General features: G+C 67.6%; 19 protein-coding genes. 12 read left to right on the top strand and 7 right to left on the bottom strand.

Features of this window, described 5'->3' with window-relative positions:
• The first annotated feature begins 290 nt into the window (after window positions 1-290).
• The 7 genes from AB0L70_RS30720 (at window position 291) to AB0L70_RS30690 (ending at window position 7,119) form a co-directional block, all read left to right on the top strand.
• Window positions 291-1,433, top strand: a complete 1,143-nt coding sequence (locus tag AB0L70_RS30720; RefSeq protein WP_363690254.1) for an OmpA family protein — start codon at window positions 291-293, stop codon at window positions 1,431-1,433.
• Between the two features lie 12 nt (window positions 1,434-1,445).
• Entirely contained in the window at window positions 1,446-2,801 is a 1,356-nt protein-coding gene (locus AB0L70_RS30715) for a hypothetical protein (protein WP_363690253.1), read from the top strand.
• Window positions 2,802-2,842: 41 nt separating this feature from the next.
• The gene (locus AB0L70_RS30710) at window positions 2,843-3,685 is read left to right on the top strand and encodes a phosphotransferase (protein WP_363690252.1); all 843 of its coding nucleotides are present in this window, start codon (window positions 2,843-2,845) and stop codon (window positions 3,683-3,685) included.
• Between the two features lie 155 nt (window positions 3,686-3,840).
• Window positions 3,841-5,121, top strand: coding sequence for a phosphopyruvate hydratase (gene eno / locus AB0L70_RS30705; RefSeq protein ID WP_363690251.1), 1,281 nt, complete (start codon window positions 3,841-3,843; stop codon window positions 5,119-5,121).
• An 18-nt stretch (window positions 5,122-5,139) separates the two neighbouring features.
• Complete coding sequence (locus AB0L70_RS30700) at window positions 5,140-5,748, top strand: septum formation initiator family protein (protein ID WP_363690250.1); 609 nt, start codon at window positions 5,140-5,142, stop codon at window positions 5,746-5,748.
• On the top strand, window positions 5,745-6,218 hold the full coding sequence (locus tag AB0L70_RS30695; RefSeq protein ID WP_363690249.1) for a DUF501 domain-containing protein: 474 nt from the start codon (window positions 5,745-5,747) through the stop codon (window positions 6,216-6,218). Before AB0L70_RS30700 ends, AB0L70_RS30695 begins: the two co-directional genes overlap by 4 nt.
• The gene (locus tag AB0L70_RS30690) at window positions 6,211-7,119 is read left to right on the top strand and encodes a Ppx/GppA phosphatase family protein (RefSeq protein WP_363690248.1); all 909 of its coding nucleotides are present in this window, start codon (window positions 6,211-6,213) and stop codon (window positions 7,117-7,119) included. Before AB0L70_RS30695 ends, AB0L70_RS30690 begins: the two co-directional genes overlap by 8 nt.
• On the opposite strand, the gene AB0L70_RS30685 is transcribed toward AB0L70_RS30690, so the two are convergent.
• Window positions 7,066-7,710 carry an XRE family transcriptional regulator gene (locus AB0L70_RS30685; RefSeq protein WP_363690247.1) on the bottom strand — a complete coding sequence of 215 codons (645 nt, stop codon included), beginning with the start codon at window positions 7,708-7,710 and terminating at the stop codon, window positions 7,066-7,068. The two genes, AB0L70_RS30690 and AB0L70_RS30685, sit on opposite strands and share 54 nt — an antisense overlap.
• Before the next feature lie 103 nt (window positions 7,711-7,813).
• On the opposite strand from AB0L70_RS30685, the gene AB0L70_RS30680 reads away from it, so the two are divergent.
• Window positions 7,814-8,260 carry a hypothetical protein gene (locus AB0L70_RS30680; RefSeq protein WP_363690246.1) on the top strand — a complete coding sequence of 149 codons (447 nt, stop codon included), beginning with the start codon at window positions 7,814-7,816 and terminating at the stop codon, window positions 8,258-8,260.
• An 84-nt stretch (window positions 8,261-8,344) separates the two neighbouring features.
• On the opposite strand, the gene AB0L70_RS30675 is transcribed toward AB0L70_RS30680, so the two are convergent.
• Window positions 8,345-8,914 carry a helix-turn-helix domain-containing protein gene (locus AB0L70_RS30675; RefSeq protein WP_363690245.1) on the bottom strand — a complete coding sequence of 190 codons (570 nt, stop codon included), beginning with the start codon at window positions 8,912-8,914 and terminating at the stop codon, window positions 8,345-8,347.
• Window positions 8,915-9,073: 159 nt separating this feature from the next.
• On the opposite strand from AB0L70_RS30675, the gene AB0L70_RS30670 reads away from it, so the two are divergent.
• The gene (locus tag AB0L70_RS30670) at window positions 9,074-10,501 is read left to right on the top strand and encodes an MFS transporter (protein ID WP_363690244.1); all 1,428 of its coding nucleotides are present in this window, start codon (window positions 9,074-9,076) and stop codon (window positions 10,499-10,501) included.
• 42 nt (window positions 10,502-10,543) lie between these two features.
• On the opposite strand, the gene AB0L70_RS30665 is transcribed toward AB0L70_RS30670, so the two are convergent.
• From AB0L70_RS30665 to AB0L70_RS30655, 3 genes are read right to left on the bottom strand one after another with little or no spacing between them, the layout of a single operon-like run.
• Window positions 10,544-11,578: a LacI family DNA-binding transcriptional regulator gene (locus AB0L70_RS30665; RefSeq protein WP_363690243.1), complete on the bottom strand. Its 1,035-nt coding sequence runs from the start codon at window positions 11,576-11,578 to the stop codon at window positions 10,544-10,546.
• Window positions 11,579-11,588: 10 nt separating this feature from the next.
• Complete coding sequence (locus AB0L70_RS30660) at window positions 11,589-13,025, bottom strand: sulfatase-like hydrolase/transferase (protein ID WP_363690242.1); 1,437 nt, start codon at window positions 13,023-13,025, stop codon at window positions 11,589-11,591.
• Window positions 13,022-14,284 (bottom strand): MFS transporter, encoded by a 1,263-nt coding sequence (locus tag AB0L70_RS30655; RefSeq protein WP_363690241.1) that lies wholly within the window; start codon window positions 14,282-14,284, stop codon window positions 13,022-13,024. The genes AB0L70_RS30660 and AB0L70_RS30655 overlap by 4 nt, the downstream gene beginning before the upstream one ends.
• Window positions 14,285-14,444: 160 nt before the next feature.
• Between AB0L70_RS30655 and AB0L70_RS30650 the strand changes: the two genes are divergently transcribed.
• The gene (locus AB0L70_RS30650; protein WP_363690240.1) at window positions 14,445-15,275 is read left to right on the top strand and encodes a uracil-DNA glycosylase; all 831 of its coding nucleotides are present in this window, start codon (window positions 14,445-14,447) and stop codon (window positions 15,273-15,275) included.
• Here AB0L70_RS30650 and AB0L70_RS30645 read toward each other — a convergent pair.
• Both AB0L70_RS30645 and AB0L70_RS30640 read right to left on the bottom strand, forming a co-directional pair.
• A complete protein-coding gene (locus AB0L70_RS30645; RefSeq protein ID WP_363690239.1) occupies window positions 15,272-15,937 on the bottom strand; it encodes a Type 1 glutamine amidotransferase-like domain-containing protein in 666 nt (221 codons plus the stop codon). The genes AB0L70_RS30650 and AB0L70_RS30645 overlap by 4 nt on opposite strands.
• Window positions 15,938-16,021: 84 nt before the next feature.
• Window positions 16,022-16,789 (bottom strand): methyltransferase domain-containing protein, encoded by a 768-nt coding sequence (locus tag AB0L70_RS30640; protein WP_363690238.1) that lies wholly within the window; start codon window positions 16,787-16,789, stop codon window positions 16,022-16,024.
• Window positions 16,790-16,878: 89 nt separating this feature from the next.
• On the opposite strand from AB0L70_RS30640, the gene AB0L70_RS30635 reads away from it, so the two are divergent.
• A complete protein-coding gene (locus tag AB0L70_RS30635) occupies window positions 16,879-17,637 on the top strand; it encodes a hypothetical protein (RefSeq protein ID WP_363690237.1) in 759 nt (252 codons plus the stop codon).
• A 27-nt stretch (window positions 17,638-17,664) separates the two neighbouring features.
• Window positions 17,665-18,210: an AAA family ATPase gene (locus AB0L70_RS30630; RefSeq protein WP_363690236.1), complete on the top strand. Its 546-nt coding sequence runs from the start codon at window positions 17,665-17,667 to the stop codon at window positions 18,208-18,210.
• Window positions 18,211-18,242 lie beyond the last annotated feature (32 nt).

Genomic DNA, 18,242 nt, shown 5'->3' with positions numbered 1-18,242 from the left:
TGAGGGGTCGAGTCAGTGATGACACAAAAGCCTATCTCATGCTGTGCAATGTGCAACACACTCTGCACAATCGAGCTGGACAAGGCGGGAACGGTCCCGTCAACCGCGCACCTCCACCGCGGAGGTGCGCGATGACAAGCAGCAGATATCGCACCGCCCGGCGCCGGCCGACGCGACTGTCCCGGCCCCCCGGTGCGCGAGCGCGTGGACGAAGGCCCGGACGGGTCCGTGGCCACAGCCGTGGGCGGGGACGCCGACGGGGTGGATCCCGCGGTTGGATTCTCGCCCTGGTGATCGGGCTGCTCGTGGCGGTCTTGTCGGCATCGGCGGCGGTCTGGGCGACGCGGGGACACCGCGCGGCCGGGCCGGCGTTGGGCGCGACGATCGTCTACACGGCGCCTACGGCCAACCAGGGCGCGGTCCGGATCGACGGGTCCGCGCGGGCGATGATCGAGCAGGCCGGGATGGCGCACCAGGCGGTGCGGCTGGTCCGGGTGGACGGCAATGGCGCCGTCAGCTCCAGCTCGGTCGATCTGACTCCTCGGGTCGACGGCAAGCCGGACGGCGAGCCGTTGAAGGTTCAGGAGCGGGCCGCGGAGGAGATCGCGCGCTCGATCACGAAGCTCGAGGACCAGCTCAACGAGAAGAGCTCGACCGTCGGCGGGCAGGCGCTGTTCGCCGGTCTGTCGAGAGCCCGGATCGACACCTCGCGACCGGTCTTCATCTTCTCCTCGGGGCTGGACACCACCGATCCCATCGACTTCCGCAAGCTCGGCTTCGACGTCGCTCCGGCGACTCTGATCCAAGATCTGAAGACCGCCGGTGAACTGCCGGCACTGCGGAGCGCCGCGATCACCTTCGTGATGCTCGCCGAATCGGGCCCACAGCCGGCCCTGCGGCAACCGCAGTCGGTCTATCGCGAAACCCTGTGGAGTGGGCTGCTCCACGCAGCCGGAGCACCGTCGGTCCGGTTCGAGTACCCCGACGCGGCGCCGTCCAGTTCGACTCTGGCCGCGCCGGCCGTGGCGATCCCGCCACCACCAGGTACGCCGGTCCCGCCGCGGACCACGCGCGTACCCGGAGAGAAGACGTGCACATTGAGCGCGGCGACGTACTTCGCGTCGGACCAGGCGGTCCTGCTGGACCGCCCGGCGACGCTGCGAGCACTCGCCGCCTGCGTCAAGACGATCGGTCCGGCCACCCGGGTGTCCGTCGAAGGACACACGTCCGCGACCTCGAAACGGCCGAACAACCCGGTGGCGCTCCGGTTGAGCACCCAGCGGGCCCAGGTCGTGGCCGGGCTGCTGGTGCAGCTCGGAGTCGCGCGGAACCGCATTGACGCCAAGGGATTCGGCAACGCGAAGCAGCCGTTCCCCACCCCGAGCGACCCCAGGAATCGCTGTGTGGTCGTTCGCTTCAACAACGCAAGCTGACAGGAGACGGCGATGACCAGCCAGGTGATTCCGTTGCCGGACAACGGAGCCGAGAATCTCAGAGGACCGCACTACACGCGCCGCGAGGCCGTGCGGGCGGGCTTGTGCACAAGGGCGGAGTACCGCATCGCCTCCGCTTACTACGAGTACGTCGTACGCCACCACCAGGCCGTTGGTACGCCGCGGACCGAGTGGGAGCCGCAGGCCGTCGTCGGTCACCAGTTGAGTGCGCCGTACGAGCGGGACGCGCGGGAGTTGCTGTTCCTGCGGCTGAAGAACCAGGCCGACCCGGCGCTGGATGCGATCGACCGGCTGTGCGACGACGTCGAGACGACGATCGATGCCGCCCGCAAGCTTCCGGGGGACATCAGTACGCCGGAGACCAACAAGGTGTACAGCGGACGCACGGCCGCCGACCGGGTCGACTGGTTGACCGACCGGGTCGAGTCGGATCGGGCCGAAGGGCATCGGCATCACGATCGGGCGCCGGCGTGGTTGCGGCTGATCGCGCATGTCGCGCCGTGGGCCGAGGCGCTGGGGTTCCTTGCTTTCCTCACCTACTACCTGAACGTGCCGATCGCGACCCCGTGGCGGGACTGGATGGGGTGGACGTTCTCTCTGATCCTGGTCGTTTACATCATGCTGGGGCAGACCTGGCTGGTGGATCACGCGGCACGGGCGCACAACCACGCGCGGGAGGCGCAGGCCGACGGGCAGAAGCACCACGCGGAGGCCAGCCGGCGGCAGCGGCTCTGGTACCTGCTGGTGACCGGTACGGTCGCGGTCGGCATCACCACCGCGCTGATCGAGCGCGGACTGGATGCGCTCGGACGGGCGGAGACGGCTGTGACTGTGGTGATGGTGATGCTGGCCGTCACGACCGGGCTCTTGATGCCGACGTTGGCGTTCCTCGGCAAGGCGCTCGACGGCAGCAAGGTGTCGCGGGAGCGGGACGCGCTGTCGGAGGACCTCGACGAGGATCGGGAGCAGTACGACGAACTGGTCGAGGAGGCTGAAGCCGACCTGGCGACGGCTCGCAGTCTCGACCGTGAGCTGGTCGAGAAGATCGTGCCGGCGATCCTCCGCGACGCGCAGGACGTGGTCGACGACGCGCGAGCGCCGTACAACTTCCTGCGGTTGCAGATCGGCGGGCTGTCGAACCGGGTGGAGAACACCTCGGCAGTCGAGGTCGCGAACCGGCCGCCGATCCACAGTGGGATCCCGGGCGCTGAGCCGGTGAGTTTGCAGCCGGTGATCGACCGGGACAGCCGGCTTACCGCACTGCGCGCACGGCTGGGCGAGCTCACCCTGCGGCTGCGGCACCTGCCGCCGCACCCGTGGGATCACTCGTCGTTCGACCCCCGATAAAGCGGGTGCAGTGCACCGGCGCCGCTGGCAAAGTGGCGCCGGTGGACGTTGCGGAGGTGTTGTCGGAGCGCTGGGACCTCGAACCGGTCCGCCTGGAGGTGTTGACCGGCGGGATGAACTCCACCGCCTGGCTGGCCGCGGCGGATGGCTGGCGAGTGGTCCTCAAGTCGGTAGATGCCGGGGACTCGGCCTTCGCGCCCGGACTCGAGTTGGCGGCCCGACTCGACGATGCCGGCGTGATCACGGGCCGGCCGCGGCCGAGCACGCGGGGACGGCTGGTCGAGTACGTCGAGGATCGGCAGATCGCCGTACTGGAGTACGTCGACGGCGTGCCGCTGACCTCAGCTGATGCGGCCGCGATCGGGACGGTGCTCGGTCGGGTGCACACGGTTTCCGCAGCGGAGCCGGGAAATCTCGACGACTGGCTCCACTTGGTGACCCAGTTCGACAAGTACCTCGACCTGGAGCCCTGGATCCGCCCGGCCGTTGAGGGCGCGCTCGACGGTGTGAAGGTCCTCGACGGGTTGTCCTGGGCCTGGCTGCACGGCGATCCCTCGGCCGAGGCATTCCTCCGCCAATCCAACGGCGAGGTCGCCCTGATCGATTGGGGCAGCGCCATGTACGCCCCCATCCTGTACGACGTCGCCTCAGCCGTCATGTACACCGGGAAACCAGACCACCTGGTCCCGGCGTACCTAGACCGCCGCCCCAACCTCGCGGCCGAGCTCGAGCGAGGCCTGACCCCTTTCCTCCACCTCCGCTGGGCAGTCCAAGCCGCCTACTTCGCCTGGCGCTGCACCCAAGACATCCGCACCGGCATCACCAACCCCGCCGAAAACCACAAAGGCCTATCCGACGCCCGCCGCTCCTTCGAGAGCGCCTGAACCGAAGGGATCTGGGGGTCTTTCGGGCGCCACGGGGTGTTGCTGACGCGCGAGCTACTTCTGGATGCGATCGTTAGGGGCGACGCGGTCCAATGAGGTCACTGGTCTGGCGGCTAGGCTCAGGGCGATTCGTCATCGAGAACTTGGGAGTCAATGTGGCCACCATCGAGGCCGTCGGCGCCCGCGAGATCCTCGACTCGCGCGGCAACCCCACTGTCGAGGTCGAGGTTCTGCTCGACGACGACACCGTCGCCCGGGCGGCCGTGCCCTCGGGCGCGTCCACCGGTCAGTTCGAGGCCGTCGAGCTGCGGGACGGCGACAAGGACCGGTACGGCGGCAAAGGTGTCCAGAAGGCGATCACCGCCATCCTGGACGACATCGACAAGGAGATCGTCGGGTACGACGTCCACGAGCAGCGGCTGATCGACCACGCGCTGCTCGACCTGGACGGCACCCCGAACAAGGCCAAGCTGGGCGCGAACGCCATCCTCGGCGTCAGCCTCGCCGTCGCCAAGGCGGCCGCGGACAGCTCCGGCCTGCCGCTGTTCCGGTACGTCGGCGGCCCGAACGCACACGTCCTGCCGGTGCCGATGATGAACATCCTGAACGGCGGAGCGCACGCGGACAGCAACGTCGACGTCCAGGAGTTCATGATCGCCCCGATCGGCGCCGCCACGTACGGCGAGGCGCTGATGCAGGGTGCGGGTGTCTACCACGCGCTGAAGGCGGTGCTGAAGGAGCGCGGCCTGTCCACCGGCCTCGGCGACGAGGGCGGCTTCGCGCCGAACCTGCCGAGCAACCGCGACGCGCTCGACCTGATCCTGGTCGCGATCGAGAAGGCCGGCCTGGAGCCGGGCAAGGACATCGCGCTGGCCATGGACGTGGCCGCGAGCGAGTTCTTCACCGAGGGCGTGTACGCGTTCGAGGGTGGCAAGAAGTCGGCCGAGGAGATGATCGCCTACTACGCCGACCTGGTCGCGTCGTACCCGATCGTCTCGATCGAGGACCCGCTGAACGAGGAGGACTGGGACGGCTGGAAGGCCATCACCGCCGAGCTCGGCGCGAAGACCCAGCTGGTCGGCGACGACCTGTTCGTCACCAACGTCGAGCGGCTGCAGCGCGGCATCAACGAGAAGTCGGCGAACAGCCTGCTGGTGAAGGTGAACCAGATCGGCTCGCTGACCGAGACGCTGGACGCCGTCGACCTGGCCCACCGCAGCGGCTTCACCTGCATGATGAGCCACCGCTCCGGCGAGACCGAGGACACCACGATCGCCGACCTCGCGGTCGCGACGAACTGTGGCCAGATCAAGTCCGGCGCCCCGGCCCGGTCCGACCGCACCGCCAAGTACAACCAGTTGCTCCGGATCGAGGAGGAGCTCGACGACGCGGCGACGTACGCCGGTCGTTCGGCCTTCCCGCGCTACCAGGGCTGATCTTTCGGAGGTTTCGGTATGCCGTCCCGTCGGGATTCCGGTGCACGACCTGGCTCGCGTCCGTCGAGCCGGACCCAGTCGCGTCCACCGGCCCGGCGGGCCGACCAGCCCAAACGCCGTACGACGGGAACCGCGCCCGGCTCGGCCCGGACCCGCGGTTCCCGCAACCTGACCGGCCGGGCGGCCGTCGTACTGCTCGTGCTCGGCGCGCTGATCGTGTCGTACGCGCAGAGCCTGCGGGTGTGGTTCGACCAGCACCAGCAGGTCACCTCGCTGCAGCAGGAGATCCGGGACCGGGAGAAGCGGGTCTCGGAGCTGAACAACGAGATCGAGCGCTGGGACGACGACGCCTACGTCAAGGCGCAGGCGCGGCAGCGGCTCGGCTGGGTGATGCCGGGCGAGGTCGGGTACCGCGTGATCGGCGCGGACGGCAAGCCGGTCGGCGCCCCGCCGGAGCCCGCGGCCCCGTCCGACGGTACGACGGAAGCCCAGAAGCCGACGTGGTACACCAAGCTGTGGGGGAGCGTCGAGGGCGCGGGTAATCCACCCGCTCCGGCCACCGCCCCGACCCCGGCCAAGCCGACCCCGAAGCCGATCCTCACGCCGTCGCCTAAGGTGACTCGGTGACTTTGGATGAAGAAGCGGTCAGCAAGCAGCTAGGGCGGACCGCCCGTGGGATCCGGTCGATCGCACATCGCTGTACCTGCGGCCTGCCGGACGTCGTCGAGACGGAACCGCGACTGCCGGACGGTACGCCGTTCCCGACCACGTACTACGTGACCTGCCCGCGGCTCGCGTCCGCGATCGGCACGCTCGAGGCCGAGGGCATGATGAAAGAGATGACCGACCGCCTCGGGACGGATCCCGAGCTGGCCGAGCGGTACCAGGCGGCACACGAGTCCTACTTGGCCCACCGCGAGTCGATCGCCCACGTCGAGGAGATCGACGGCATCACCGCCGGCGGCATGCCCAACCGCGTCAAGTGCCTCCATGTCCTGGTCGGGCATTCTCTCGCCGCCGGCCCAGGCGTCAACCCCTTGGGGGACGAGGCTCTCGAAGCGTTGGAGGACTGGGGCCGTCGGGGACCGTGTGTCTGAGCGGGTTGCCGCGGTCGACTGCGGGACGAACTCGATCCGCCTGCTGATCGCGGACCTGGTGGATGGTTCGTTGGTCGAGGTGGATCGGCGGATGACGATCGTCCGCCTGGGACAGGGCGTGGATGCGACCGGCTCGTTCGCCCCGGAGGCGTTGCAGCGGGTGTTCGCCGCGGCTGACGACTTCGCTGCGGTGATCCGGGCGACCGGCGCGGCGCGCGTGCGATTCGTGGCGACCTCGGCAGCCCGGGACGTGAGCAACCGAGACGAGTTCCTGACCGGAATCGCTGCCCGCTTCCGCGTCGAACCGGAGATCATCTCGGGCCGGGAAGAGGCCGAACTCAGCTTCCGCGGTGCCACAGCCTCCCTCGACCTGCCCGCGCCCTACCTCGTCGCCGACATCGGCGGCGGCTCGACCGAACTGGTCGTCGGCGACACCGATGGAGTGATCGCAGCCGAGTCCCTCAACCTCGGCTCCGTCCGGCTGACCGAACGCCAGATCACCGCAGACCCAACGCCCCCGGACGAGCTCGCCGCGATCACCAAGGACATCGACGCTCTCCTCGACACCTGCGCGGTGCCCCTCACCGAGGCCCGCACTCTGATCGGCGTCGCGGGTACGGCGACCACCGTCGCGGCAGTCGCGCTAGGGCTCCCGGAGTACGACCGAAGCGCCGTCCACCACGCCCGCCTCGGCGCAGATGATCTCCGCGCAACCACCACCTGGCTGACGAACTCGACCCGCGCTGAGCGTTCCGCCGTACGGTCGATCCATCCCGGCCGAGTAGACGTCATCGGCGCCGGTGCCCTCATCCTGCAACGCCTCTTCGACCGCCTGACGCTCAACGAGCTAGTCGTTTCCGAACACGACATCCTCGACGGGGTCGCTCTGTCCCTCGGCTGACCCGGCGTGGGGAGTCGTTCCCCGGACGGTCATCCGTTCGCCGGGGCGGCTGAAGATGCTGAGAATCTCCGTGGGCCGAGTGCCGGTGCTACCGAACCAATGTGGTCTCCCGGTGCTGAACTCGGCGATCTCCCCAGGTCCGAGCACCCAGTCCTCGTCGCCGAGGACGAGGCGCAGGTGGCCGGACAGCACGTAGATCCATTCGTGGCCGTCGTGCGCCCTGAGCTCCGGGGTGCCTTTGCTGGTCGGAATGACGATCTTCCACGCCTGCATGCCATCGGGCTGTTGCGTCAGTGGGATCACTGTCCGGCCCCTGACGCGACCGGCCTTGAAACGGATGCGTGGATCGCCCTCCGCCGGTGCGTCGACGAGGTCGTCCAAGGGCACGCGATACACGTGCGACAACGCCAGTAGGAGTTCCAGAGTCGGTCGCCGCTGTCCGGTCTCCAGCCGCGACATCGTGCTCTTCGAGATCCCGGTCGCTGTTGCAACCTCGGTGAGAGTCAGCCGGCGCTGCGAGCGCACGCGTTTGAGCCGGCCCCCGACCTCCTCGAGCACCGCGGCGATCTCCGCCGCTGAGGTGTCCTCCACAACTCATAGGACTCCCATTTCCCACAAACAGCAACCTTCGTAGGCGAACCCCTGCCCCACCCGCACTCTTGGACCACAAACCAAGAGGAAAGGACCGCATGTCATGAGTGCACGAGTGGTTGGCGACATCTTGCAGCTACGAACACCCGAGCAGGAGCTGACGACCCGGCGGATGAACGTCATGCGGTTCGGCTACGCGTTCATGGCGGTGGGGCTGGTGCTGGTCAAGTGGCCGGTTCTGTTTCACGACGTTCGATCGCTGCCGGTGATGGAAGGCGTCGTTGCCTGTCTGCTGACGGCGATGTCGTTATTGGCGTTCCTCGGGCTGCGGTACCCCGTGCGGATGTTGCCGATCCTGCTGTTCGAGGTGATCTGGAAGCTCATCTGGCTCGGTACGGTCGCGCTTCCGAACCTGATCGCCAACGACCTGAACGCCGAAGGGCAGAGCGTCCTGTTCAGCTGCTCCTTCATCGTCGTCATCCTGGCCGTCATCCCGTGGCGCTACTCCTGGCGGCGCTACGTCCGGACCCCAGGCGATGCCTGGCGCTGAGCTTCAGCGGGCGCTGCGTTGCGTTGAGGTTCAGCGGGCGCTGCGTTGCGTTGAGGTTCAGCGGGCGCTGCCTTGCGTTGAGGTTCAGCGGGCGCGGACGCCGTCGAGGGCTATCTCGAGGACTCGTTCGCGCTGGCTGTCGTCCACGAACCCGGCGGCGGTGAGTCCGCTGACCATGCGCAGCACGTCGTCGAAGCTGATATCGGTCCGGGCCTCGCCGGCCTTCTGCGCGCGCTCGAACAGCGGCGTCCCGGCGGCATACATCGCTTCCCGCGCGGCTGTGAACCGCTCCGAGTCGCGGTTCAGCGATTCGATGATCGCGCGCTTGGTCGCGGCGTACTGAACGAACCGCTGCAGCCAGGTCGTCAGTGCCTCCCACGGCGGCAGGTCGGCGACCTCCTCGGCCTCGAGGCAGAGCTCCTCGATCTCACCGAAGTACACCGCGTTGAACAGGTCCTGCCGGGTCGGGAAGTTCCGGTACAGCGTGCCGATACCGACCCCGGCCTGCTTCGCGATCTCCTCCAGCGACGCGTCGGCGCCCTTGCTCGCGAACGCCTCCCGGGCCGCGCCGAGCAGAGCGTCGAAGTTCCGCCGCGCGTCCGCCCGCTGCGGCCGTCGTACGTCGACCTGCAACACAGGCCTGCTCTCAGTCACCACGCGATCACCTTAGTCACTTCCCAGCCGTTCACCCCGGTCGCTTGATACCGGAGGCAACCCTCCGTTATAGTGGAGGCATACCTCGACTTTACCAGGCCGGGGAACTCTTGCGCCCGCCTCGCGTGGCGCGCTCACACCCTTTCGAAGGACTTCTGCATGCCTGTAACCAGGTCTGGAAACCCACGGCTGACGCTGGCGGTGCTGGCGACGGTCGTGGCTTCGTTCTCGATGTTGCAGTCGCTGGTGAGCCCGGCGCTGCCCGTCATCCAGCATGACCTGCACACGACCCCGAGCACCGTCACCTGGGTGTTCACCGCACTGCTTCTGTCCGTTTCGGTGGCGACCCCACTGCTCGGCCGGATCGGCGATATGCACGGTAAGGAACGCACTCTGCTGGTCGCCCTGATCGCTCTCGCGGTCGGTTGTCTGATCGCCGCGCTCGCGCCGAATGTCGGCGTACTGATCGCGGCTCGCGTGATCCAAGGTGTCGGTGGCGCGGCGTTCCCGCTGTCGTTCGGCATCATCCGGGACGAGTTCCCGGCCGAGCGGGTGCCGTCCATGGTCGGCGTGGTCTCCGCGATCATCGCCGCCGGTGGTGGGCTCGGCATCGTGCTGGCCGGCCCGATCGTCGAGGCGCTCGGCTGGCGCTGGCTGTTCTGGATCCCGATGGTCATCATCTCGCTGTCCGCGGTGATGGTTCGCCGCTACGTCCCCGAGTCGCCGAACAAGGTGCCCGGCCGGATCGACTGGCTGGCTGCCGCATTCCTGTCCGGCTGGCTGGTCGCACTGCTGCTCCCGCTGAGCGCGGGTCGGTCGTGGGGCTGGGCCTCATTGCCGACAATCGGATTGTTCGCGGTTGCCGTCGTACTGCTGATCGGCTGGATCACCGTGGAGTTGCGTTCGCGCAACCCGCTGATCGACATGCGCATGATGCGGCTGCCGGCGGTGTGGACGACGAACCTCGTGGCGCTGCTGTTCGGTGCGGCGATGTTCGCGATCTACGCGTTCGTGCCGCAGTTCATGCAGATCCCGAAGGCCGCGGGGTTTGGCTTCGGCTCGAGTGTCACGCAGGCCGGTCTGTTGATGCTGCCGATGCTGATCACGATGGCCATCACCGGTTCGCTGAGTGGGCCGCTGGCGCCGTGGTTCAGTGTGAAGTCTCAGGTGGTCTGGGGTTCGGCGTTGATTCTGGTCGCGTCGCTCGCGTTCACCGAGTTCCACGACGAGCCGTGGCAGGTCGCGCTGTCGACCGCGGTCTTCGGCATCGGGCTGGGCATGGCCTACGCCTCGATGACCAGCCTGATCGTCCAGAACGTGCCGCGTGAGCAGACCGGCGCCGCCACCGGCATGAACGCCAACATCCGCACCATCGGCGGTTCGATCGGCACAGCCCTGGCCAGCTCGATCATCACCGGCCACCTGCAACCCAACGGCCTCCCCGCCGAATCCGGCTTCACCGACACCTTCCTCCTCCTATCCACCTTCGCCGCCGCCGCCGTCGTACTCGCCCTAGCCATCCCGACCACCCGTCGCCTCACCCGGCCAACCGCCCCAGATCCACTCCTGGAAGAACTGGTCAGCTGAACCCTTGGCCCGCGCGAGACAGCTCGCGCGGGCCGACTGCTGTCAGAGGGATGGGTTGGTGGGGTTGCAGCCGCAGGAGGTTCGGGGGTGGAGGGTTGGTGGGGGTGGGGTGGTGGGGCCGTTGGGTGGGGTGCCTATTTCGGTGAGGAGGACGCGGGCGCAGACGCGGCCGATCTCGGTGGGTTGTACGGCGATGCTGCTGACCGACGGGGTCCAGAGTTGGGATTGGAGTAGGTCGTCGATGCCGACGACCGCGCAGTCCTGGGGCGTATAGCCCTTCAATTGCAGGGCTTTGAGCAATCCGAAGGCCACGTTGTCGCTGTGGCAGAGGATCCCGCGCGGCGGTGGTCCCTTCTCCAGCAGGGCGGACGCGGCTCGATACGCGTCCACAATCCCGGCGTCGAACGGCTGCGACCACATCTTGTCGTACGACGCTCCCGCCGCGACGACCGTCTCCCGGAAGCTGCCCTCCCGGCTGACCCGGGGAGTCGCCAGCGCATTGCCACCGAAGTACGCGACCTCCCGACAACCGTGCACCTCGACCAGATGCTCGCCGCCCATCCGCCCGATCAGCGTGTCATCGGTCCCGACGAACGGTACGCCGGAGTCGGGAAAGGCTCGCGTCAGCACGACCAACGGCACCTGGCTGCGGGCCAACTCGGCCACGTCCGCCGACGCGGTGCGCAGTACCGGAATGACGATGACCCCAGCGACCCGCTGCTGCACGAGCGTTCGGAACAGCCGCTGCTGGGTCTCGACGTTCTCGGCGGTGTTCACGATCGCGGCGAAGTACCCGAGCTCGTTCAGCACCTCCTGCGCACCCAGCGAGATCTCGGCCACCAGTGGGTTGACGATGTCCGGCATGACCAGCCCGACCACATCGTTGCGCTGGGTCCGCAGACTAGCCGCGGCCTGGTTGTACACGTACCCGAGCCGGTCGGCCTCCGCGAGTACCGACTCGCGCGTCGTCGCCGACACCAGCGGACTGCCGCGCATCACCAGCGAAACGGTGGCCCGGGAGACGCCGAGCGAGTTCGCCACGTCGAGCATCCGCACGCGGCGGGCATCGTTGATCATGCGGCTCCCTTCACTCCCACTGGACGACGATTGTCGCAGCGTCGGCGTCCCGCTCCAGCGCAGCCAGCCCGTCCCCACCTCCATCACCCGGCGCGGCGCCAACCTTCAGCGGCCGATTCGCCACGTCGAAGTCGGTCCCGGCAAGATCCGGGAAATGCCCGGCAGCCTGCGCCCGCAGCTCGAGCAGCACGTCCCGAAGCCGCACGTTGTAAGCCCGATTGCTCGTCTCACCCCGGTCCCAGCGCCGATCGATCAGGTACTCCTTCCCATCCGGCGCCGACCAGATGTACTTCCACCGCTCCGTGATCACCGCATACAACCCCAGCTCACCCTGCTGGAACTGACCGAACACGACCCGGTCCGATCGAGCCGACTGCAGCGGTACGCCGTCAGTCGCCGGGATCATGGTGTCCGCCGCCGTCAGCAACGTCGGCAGTACGTCTACCAGACTCACCGGCCCATCGATCTCGGCCGGCCCGAACCCAGGCCCGCGGCAGATCATCGGGACCCGGGCCGCCGCATCCAGGAACGACCGCTTCCCGAAGCACCCGTAGTCCCCGAGGAACTCGCCATGATCTGCGGTCAGCACGATGACCGTGTTCTCGAACTGCCCGCGCCGCTTCAACTCCGTGACCACCCGACCGATCTGGTGGTCGACGTACGTCACCGACGCGTAGTAGTACGAGCGGATTAGTTGCTCAAGGCGCCGATCCCGGCCGCCGTCGCGATACTTGTACCGGTTCTGCAGCCGGTTGTACGCCGTCAACAGGCCGTCGCCGGACACCGGGAGATGCGGATCCGGCATCAGCGAGGCCGGGTAGCGCCGGTGCCACGGCGACGGCGGGGTGAAGGGCGGGTGCGGCGCGATGAAGCTCGACCAGAGGAAGAACGGCTCGTCCTCGTTCTGTTCGTGCAGGAAGGTGATCGACCGGTCCGCGACCCAGGTCGTCGGGTGCAGCTCGGCGGGCAGCTGCGACAGCTGGGGCACGTAGTACATCTCGTCGCGCAGCCCGTGCGGATACTCGACGTGGCCGTAGCCCTCCTTTTCGACCCAGGCGAGGTAGTCGTCGGAGTCCGCCGTACCGAACTCCTCCTCGCTGTCGCGACTCTGGAAGCCGCGCAACGCGTCGCCGTCCGGGGTGAAATGCATCTTCCCGACGCCGTGGGTGCGATAGCCCGCGGCCGTCAGTTCGCTCATCAAAGTCGGACCGTCCGGCATCGGCGATCCGTTGTCGTAGCACTCGTTGACGTGCGGTTCGCGACCGCTGATCAGCGAGGCGCGGGCCGGCACGCAGACCGGCGAGGGCGTGTACGCCGAGGTGTAAAGCGCCCCCGTGGCTGCGAGTTCGTCGATGGCCGGGGTCTCGACGATCGGGTTCCCGTAGCAGCCCAGCGCGTCCGCGCGGAGCTGGTCGCAGAGGATCAGCCAGATGTTGGGCCGGCTCATCGGACCGTCGCCAGCGACTGCGGGCGGCGCGGCATGTAGACGGTCCCGATCAGCACGCTGAGGAACGTCGCGATCGCGAGGATCCAGGCGAAGGTGGTGAAGCTGCGCGCGACGATGAGCGGGACCAGCAGGCTCCAGCCCGCGAGCAGCATCTTCTGGGCGAAGATGATCACACCCTGCGCGGTGGAGCGGAGCATCGTCGGGAACAGCTCCTGGCACCAGACCCGATAGAACTGCTCCTGCCCGCACGACGACGCGATCGCGTTGATCACGATGAACGCCACGATGGCGCCCGTACTCGTGACCGGGAAGACGATGAGGATCAGGGCCGCGAGGACCGAGAAGACACCGGCGATGCCGTAGAACCGGCGCCGGTTCACCCGATCGATCAGCGGCATGAAGACGAACGCGACGCCCAGCCCGAGGAGGGTGAAGTTCAGTGCGTTCAGACCGACGCTCGCCGCCTGGCCGTGGCCGCCGACCGTCTTCAGGATGTACGGCAGGAAGAACCCGAAGGTGCCCGCGGCAACGCTGCCGAGCAGATGGACCAGGAACACGAAGACGAGCGGCTTGGCGAGATCCGGCCGGAGCAGGGCGCGCAGCCGGGCCGCGCTGACCTGCGCCCGGTCCGCCTGCGCGTCGACCCAGATCTCGGACTCACCCATCCGCCGCCGCAGGAACCAGGTGACCAGGGCAACGACCACCAGCTGTCCGAACACGATCCGGATGCCGAGTACGCCGAGATCGGCGACCGCGAGCGCGAGCAGCAGGCTCACGACCGGCCCGAGGTTCCAGAACAACGAGGTCAATCCGATCGCCCGGCCGCGAGCTCGTTCCGGCGCGATCTCGCCGACGAGCGCCCAGGACGTCGGTACGTCGGCGCCGACCGCGAGACCCATGATGATCAGGCCGATGAACAGGCTGGCGCTGTTGAACGCTGCGACCACGAGCAGCCCGCCGAGCACGTAGATCAGCAGGTCGTACTGATAGATCCGCTTGCGGCCGAACACGTCGCCGAGCCGGCCTCCGATCAGTGCGCCGACGGCGTACGACGCGGCGTTCGTGCCGAGTGCGCCGAGGAGGCCGACCGTCGACTTGCTCATGCCGAACTCGGCCGACCACAGCGCGAGTCCCGACGACGCGGCCACGATCGAGCCGGCGTCGATGTAGTCGGCCATGCAGGCGAGAACGGTCCGGCGGACCGGGAGGCGGGACGGCCGGTCGTCGACCGACTGGGCCGGCAGCGGGCTCGTTGGCATCGGATCTCCTCACTTAGATCGATCTAAATCAGCATGAGATCGATCTAAATCCAGGTCAACCCTCTGCGGTGGCCGGATCCGGTCGCCGACCGAGCGCCCTCCCGGCCGACGTGAACGCGCCGATGTCGGCTCCTGGTCTGACCGTCTCTAGGCTGGCCGCATGAAGCTTCCGCACCCGTTGACGGGGGAGTTGTTCGACAGCCCGGTCCCACCGGGATCGGGGTGGCCGGAGGATCCCGCCGTACGACGGACTCCGGTGGCTGGCGGTGCTGCGGACGTGGTGCGGCTGGCGGCGACCGAGGACTTGCACGAACTGGAGGCTCGGGTCTCGGTCTGCCGGGCGTGCAGCCGGTTGGTCGAGTGGCGCGAAGAGGTTGCTGTCGGCAAGCGGAAGTCCTTCGCGGATCAGCCGTACTGGGGTCGGCCGATCCCCGGCTGGGGTGCGGCCGAGCCGCGGATCCTGATCGCCGGCCTCGCTCCAGCGGCGAACGGCGGCAATCGCACCGGCCGCGTGTTCACCGGCGACCGCTCCGGCGACTGGCTGTTCGCCGCCCTCCATCGCGTCGGCCTCGCCAATCAACCCACCAGCGAACACGCGGGCGACGGCCTCCAGTTGACCGGCGCCCGCATGATCGCCGCCGTCCGCTGCGCCCCACCCGCCAACAAACCAACCCCGGAGGAACGCGACACCTGCGCCCCTTGGTTCCGCCAGGAGCTAGAACTCTGCCTCCCCACTACCCAGGCGATCATCTGCCTGGGCAAGTTCGGGTACGACGCCCTCCTGGCCGGCCTGGCCGCAGCAGGCGGCACCATCCCGCGCCCCCGCCCGCCCTTCGGGCACGCCGTAGAGCACCAAATCACCACGCCACACGGCGATGTCACCGTCCTAGGCTGCTACCACCCCAGTCAGCAGAACACGTTCACCGGCAAACTGACCGAGCCGATGCTGGACGCCGTACTCACAAGAGCCAAAATCCTCGCCGATCTCTAGGCAGGGAAGGCCTTCCAGTGCCCTTCGGAGATGACCTCGACCGTCCCGTCGATCACCTTGAGAGCGGTCTGGTCGTCCATCGCGTACGACGGAACTCCGATCCCGGCGGCCCATTTCTCCGCCTCGACCAGCGTGTTCTCCGGCATCGACTCGTGGTCCAGATGCGGGAAGATCGAGAAGTCGACGACCCCCAGCGTGCGGTCGTCCGGCGCCGACGCCCACGCGACGAAGTCCGCACCGATCCGCGGCGTCATCACCATGCTGCCGGCACTCACCCCGACCCAGACCAGCTCGGGTAGCGACGACACAAGCTCCGACAACCCTGACTCCCGCATCCAGTGATACAGGTACGTCGCGTCGCCGCCGTCCACCAGCAGCACATCGACCTCGCGGACCCAAGGCTCCCAGCGCTCCTTACTGATGCTGGGCAGCGCAGTGAGCTCGAGGACCCCGACGGACTCCCAGCCCAAGCCGGACATGTCCCAGGGCGAGACACCGCTGACGAATCCCCGCACCGAGGCCGGCCCACAGGCCGGATGCCCCCACTGCGCCGTAGGAATGCACAGCGCACGGCACTCCGAGATCGGCTTCCCGAGCAGCTCGACCATCGCCTCGCGAATGCTCCCGTTGGTGATGCCACCGGATGTAAGAAGAAGCTTCACAACACCTCCCGAGTCAACCTGGGCGTCCTCGATCGGCCGCCTCTACCTACTCCACGAACGCTACGACCCGGATCCGACAGTTCGTCAGTCACACTTCGGGCGTTCGCCCGCGGCGATGTAGGTGGAGGGTAGGTGCTGCCCGTGCGCGAAACCGGGATACATCTCCCGATCACCGAATTCCTGGAGCGCCACCACAACGAGCCCAGCTCGAAGGAACGCCGAAATAACGTCCCCTAGGTTCCAAACGAACGCCCGGTGCGGCTGCCACTCCAGCCCAAGCTCCTTGACGACCTGAGGTTCCTTGGCCAGGTCGCGCTCGCCGATCCACGTCTGCTCGAAGTAGCTCGCAGACAGCGCCAGCAGATCTGGCCCGGCGACTGACAGCACCTCCCACACGGGATGATGCTCGGCGATCACCAAGCGTCCTCCAGGACTGAGCCGCGTCGCCATATCCGCAACCCACACAGGAAGATCGGGCACCCAGCACAGCCCACCCCACGAGATGTAGATCGTGTCGAACCCAGTGAGGTCCTCGGGCAGAGCCGTCATATCCCCGACGCGGAAGTCGACCTCGACACCCAGTTCCGCAGCCTTAGCCCTGCCCGTCGCGACATGGCTAGGCGCAATATCCACCGCCACCGCCTGCGCGCCCTGCAACGCCACACTCAGCGCAGCGTCCCCCACCGAAGCCGCAACCTGAAGAAACCGTCGCCCAGCCACAGGGCCGATTACGGCCAGCTCCTCTGGACTGATGACCTCGCCGCCCGACCGGAGATGCTCCACCGTCTCCCCACGCCGATGGCCGGCCATGGCTTCCCAGTAGCGCCCGTTCTTCCGCGTAATCTCCGACACGAAGCCAGTCAACCTGACCTTCCGCGCCCGAGCGAGCGAGTATGTCGGCAGTCCCTGCGGATGTCGGACGTACGCCGTATCCTCTGCCCATGCGAGGAGCCCCTCCGGCCGCGTTGGTCATGGAAGGCCTGGTCGACCACTACCGCAGCGCCCGCGATCTCAGTTGGATGTACGGCCAGGGATCGGTGATCACCGGCCTGACCGAGGATTCCGATCTCGACCTGATCCTCATCTGGGCTACGGATGCGCCCAGTACGCCGACATTGCCGGCCCAGTCGAATTTCACGGTGCACGGGCAGTTGGCGCTCGAGCAGTCGAGCATCGATGGGTACGACGTCGACCTCATGCACGTGCCTCGCCGTACGCTCGACACTTGGCTGAGCGAACTCGACCGAGGCGACGGCTGGATGGGTCCAGCCTGGCCGCTGCCGATCTACGTCGCCGCTGGCCTGGCCGAGTCCGAGCTGTTGCTGGATCCAGCCGGCCTGGGAGCCGAGTACCGCGCGCGAGTCCAGAATCCGCCGGCCCCACTCGTTGCGGCGGTGCGCCACCAGCTCGAATCCGCGCTGCCGGCCTTCGTCAACGAGCTACGCAAGGCAGCCGATCGCGACAACCGCTGGCTCCACGCCGACCTCGCGGTTCAACTCCACAAGCTCATCTACACCGCCTGGTTCCTCTCCGAGGGCCACCACCCACCCTTCCCGAAGTACCTACCCCGCTGGTACGACCGCTTCGCCATGACCCCCGAAATCCAAGCCCTAGAAGCCACCTACTGGTCCACCCCCAACCCCGCAGCCCTCGAGTCCCTGGCAACCGCCGTCCTCAACCTGCCTCAATCGAGGGATTAGGCCGCCTGGTCAACGAATGGAGGGTTAATGTTTCTGCTTCAGATGTCGGGCGTTCCGGGTGCTGGGAAGTCCACCGTCGCCGCGCATGTCGTAGCCACGCATGGTGCGGTTGCCGTTGACTACGACGTCATCAAGTCGGCTGTACTCGACGCGGGGTTCGACCTCGCCGCGAGTACCAAGGCGGCGTACGAGGTCATGTACGCGCAGGCGCGTCACGTACTTGCTCAGGGCCACAATGTGGTCATGGACAGCCCCTGCTTCTGGCCCAGGATCCTGAGCGAGGGCATGGAAATCGCCAGGTCGTACGACGCGAGCTACAGGTATATCGAGTGTTGGATTGACGATCTGAAGCTCCTCGACGAGAGGCTCCGCCGGCGGCCGCGGCTGAGAACCCACCGCCGCGGCGTCGACCATCCGCCCGTGGATCTCGGCGACGAACTGGTGGACGGCGCGGCAATGTTCCGCGATGCGAAGGACCGCGTTCAACGTCCCTCGGACAACTACCTCCAGCTGGACATGCACCGCCCACTGGCCGAAGTCCTACCCGAGGTCGACCGCTACCTGAAGCCCTGAGCTGAAGTGCTCGTACTCATCCTCAACCTGAA

The organism is Kribbella sp. NPDC051952 (genome assembly GCF_040680855.1).
In the GTDB taxonomy this organism is placed as follows: domain Bacteria; phylum Actinomycetota; class Actinomycetes; order Propionibacteriales; family Kribbellaceae; genus Kribbella.
The sequence above is the reverse complement of the archived record's forward strand: the minus strand, read 5'-3'. Positions and strand labels throughout refer to the sequence as shown.

Bases quoted from the DNA above. Each gene is read 5' to 3' on its own strand.
- AB0L70_RS30715 (WP_363690253.1), top strand. From the start codon at position 1,446: ATGACCAGCCAGGTGATTCCGTTGCCGGACAACGGAGCCGAGAATCTC.
- AB0L70_RS30700 (WP_363690250.1), top strand. From the start codon at position 5,140: ATGCCGTCCCGTCGGGATTCCGGTGCACGACCTGGCTCGCGTCCGTCG.
- AB0L70_RS30680 (WP_363690246.1), top strand. From the start codon at position 7,814: ATGAGTGCACGAGTGGTTGGCGACATCTTGCAGCTACGAACACCCGAG.
- AB0L70_RS30670 (WP_363690244.1), top strand. From the start codon at position 9,074: ATGCCTGTAACCAGGTCTGGAAACCCACGGCTGACGCTGGCGGTGCTG.
- AB0L70_RS30665 (WP_363690243.1), bottom strand. From the start codon at position 11,578: ATGATCAACGATGCCCGCCGCGTGCGGATGCTCGACGTGGCGAACTCG.
- AB0L70_RS30660 (WP_363690242.1), bottom strand. From the start codon at position 13,025: ATGAGCCGGCCCAACATCTGGCTGATCCTCTGCGACCAGCTCCGCGCG.
- AB0L70_RS30655 (WP_363690241.1), bottom strand. From the start codon at position 14,284: ATGCCAACGAGCCCGCTGCCGGCCCAGTCGGTCGACGACCGGCCGTCC.
- AB0L70_RS30650 (WP_363690240.1), top strand. From the start codon at position 14,445: ATGAAGCTTCCGCACCCGTTGACGGGGGAGTTGTTCGACAGCCCGGTC.
- AB0L70_RS30635 (WP_363690237.1), top strand. From the start codon at position 16,879: ATGCGAGGAGCCCCTCCGGCCGCGTTGGTCATGGAAGGCCTGGTCGAC.
- AB0L70_RS30630 (WP_363690236.1), top strand. From the start codon at position 17,665: ATGTTTCTGCTTCAGATGTCGGGCGTTCCGGGTGCTGGGAAGTCCACC.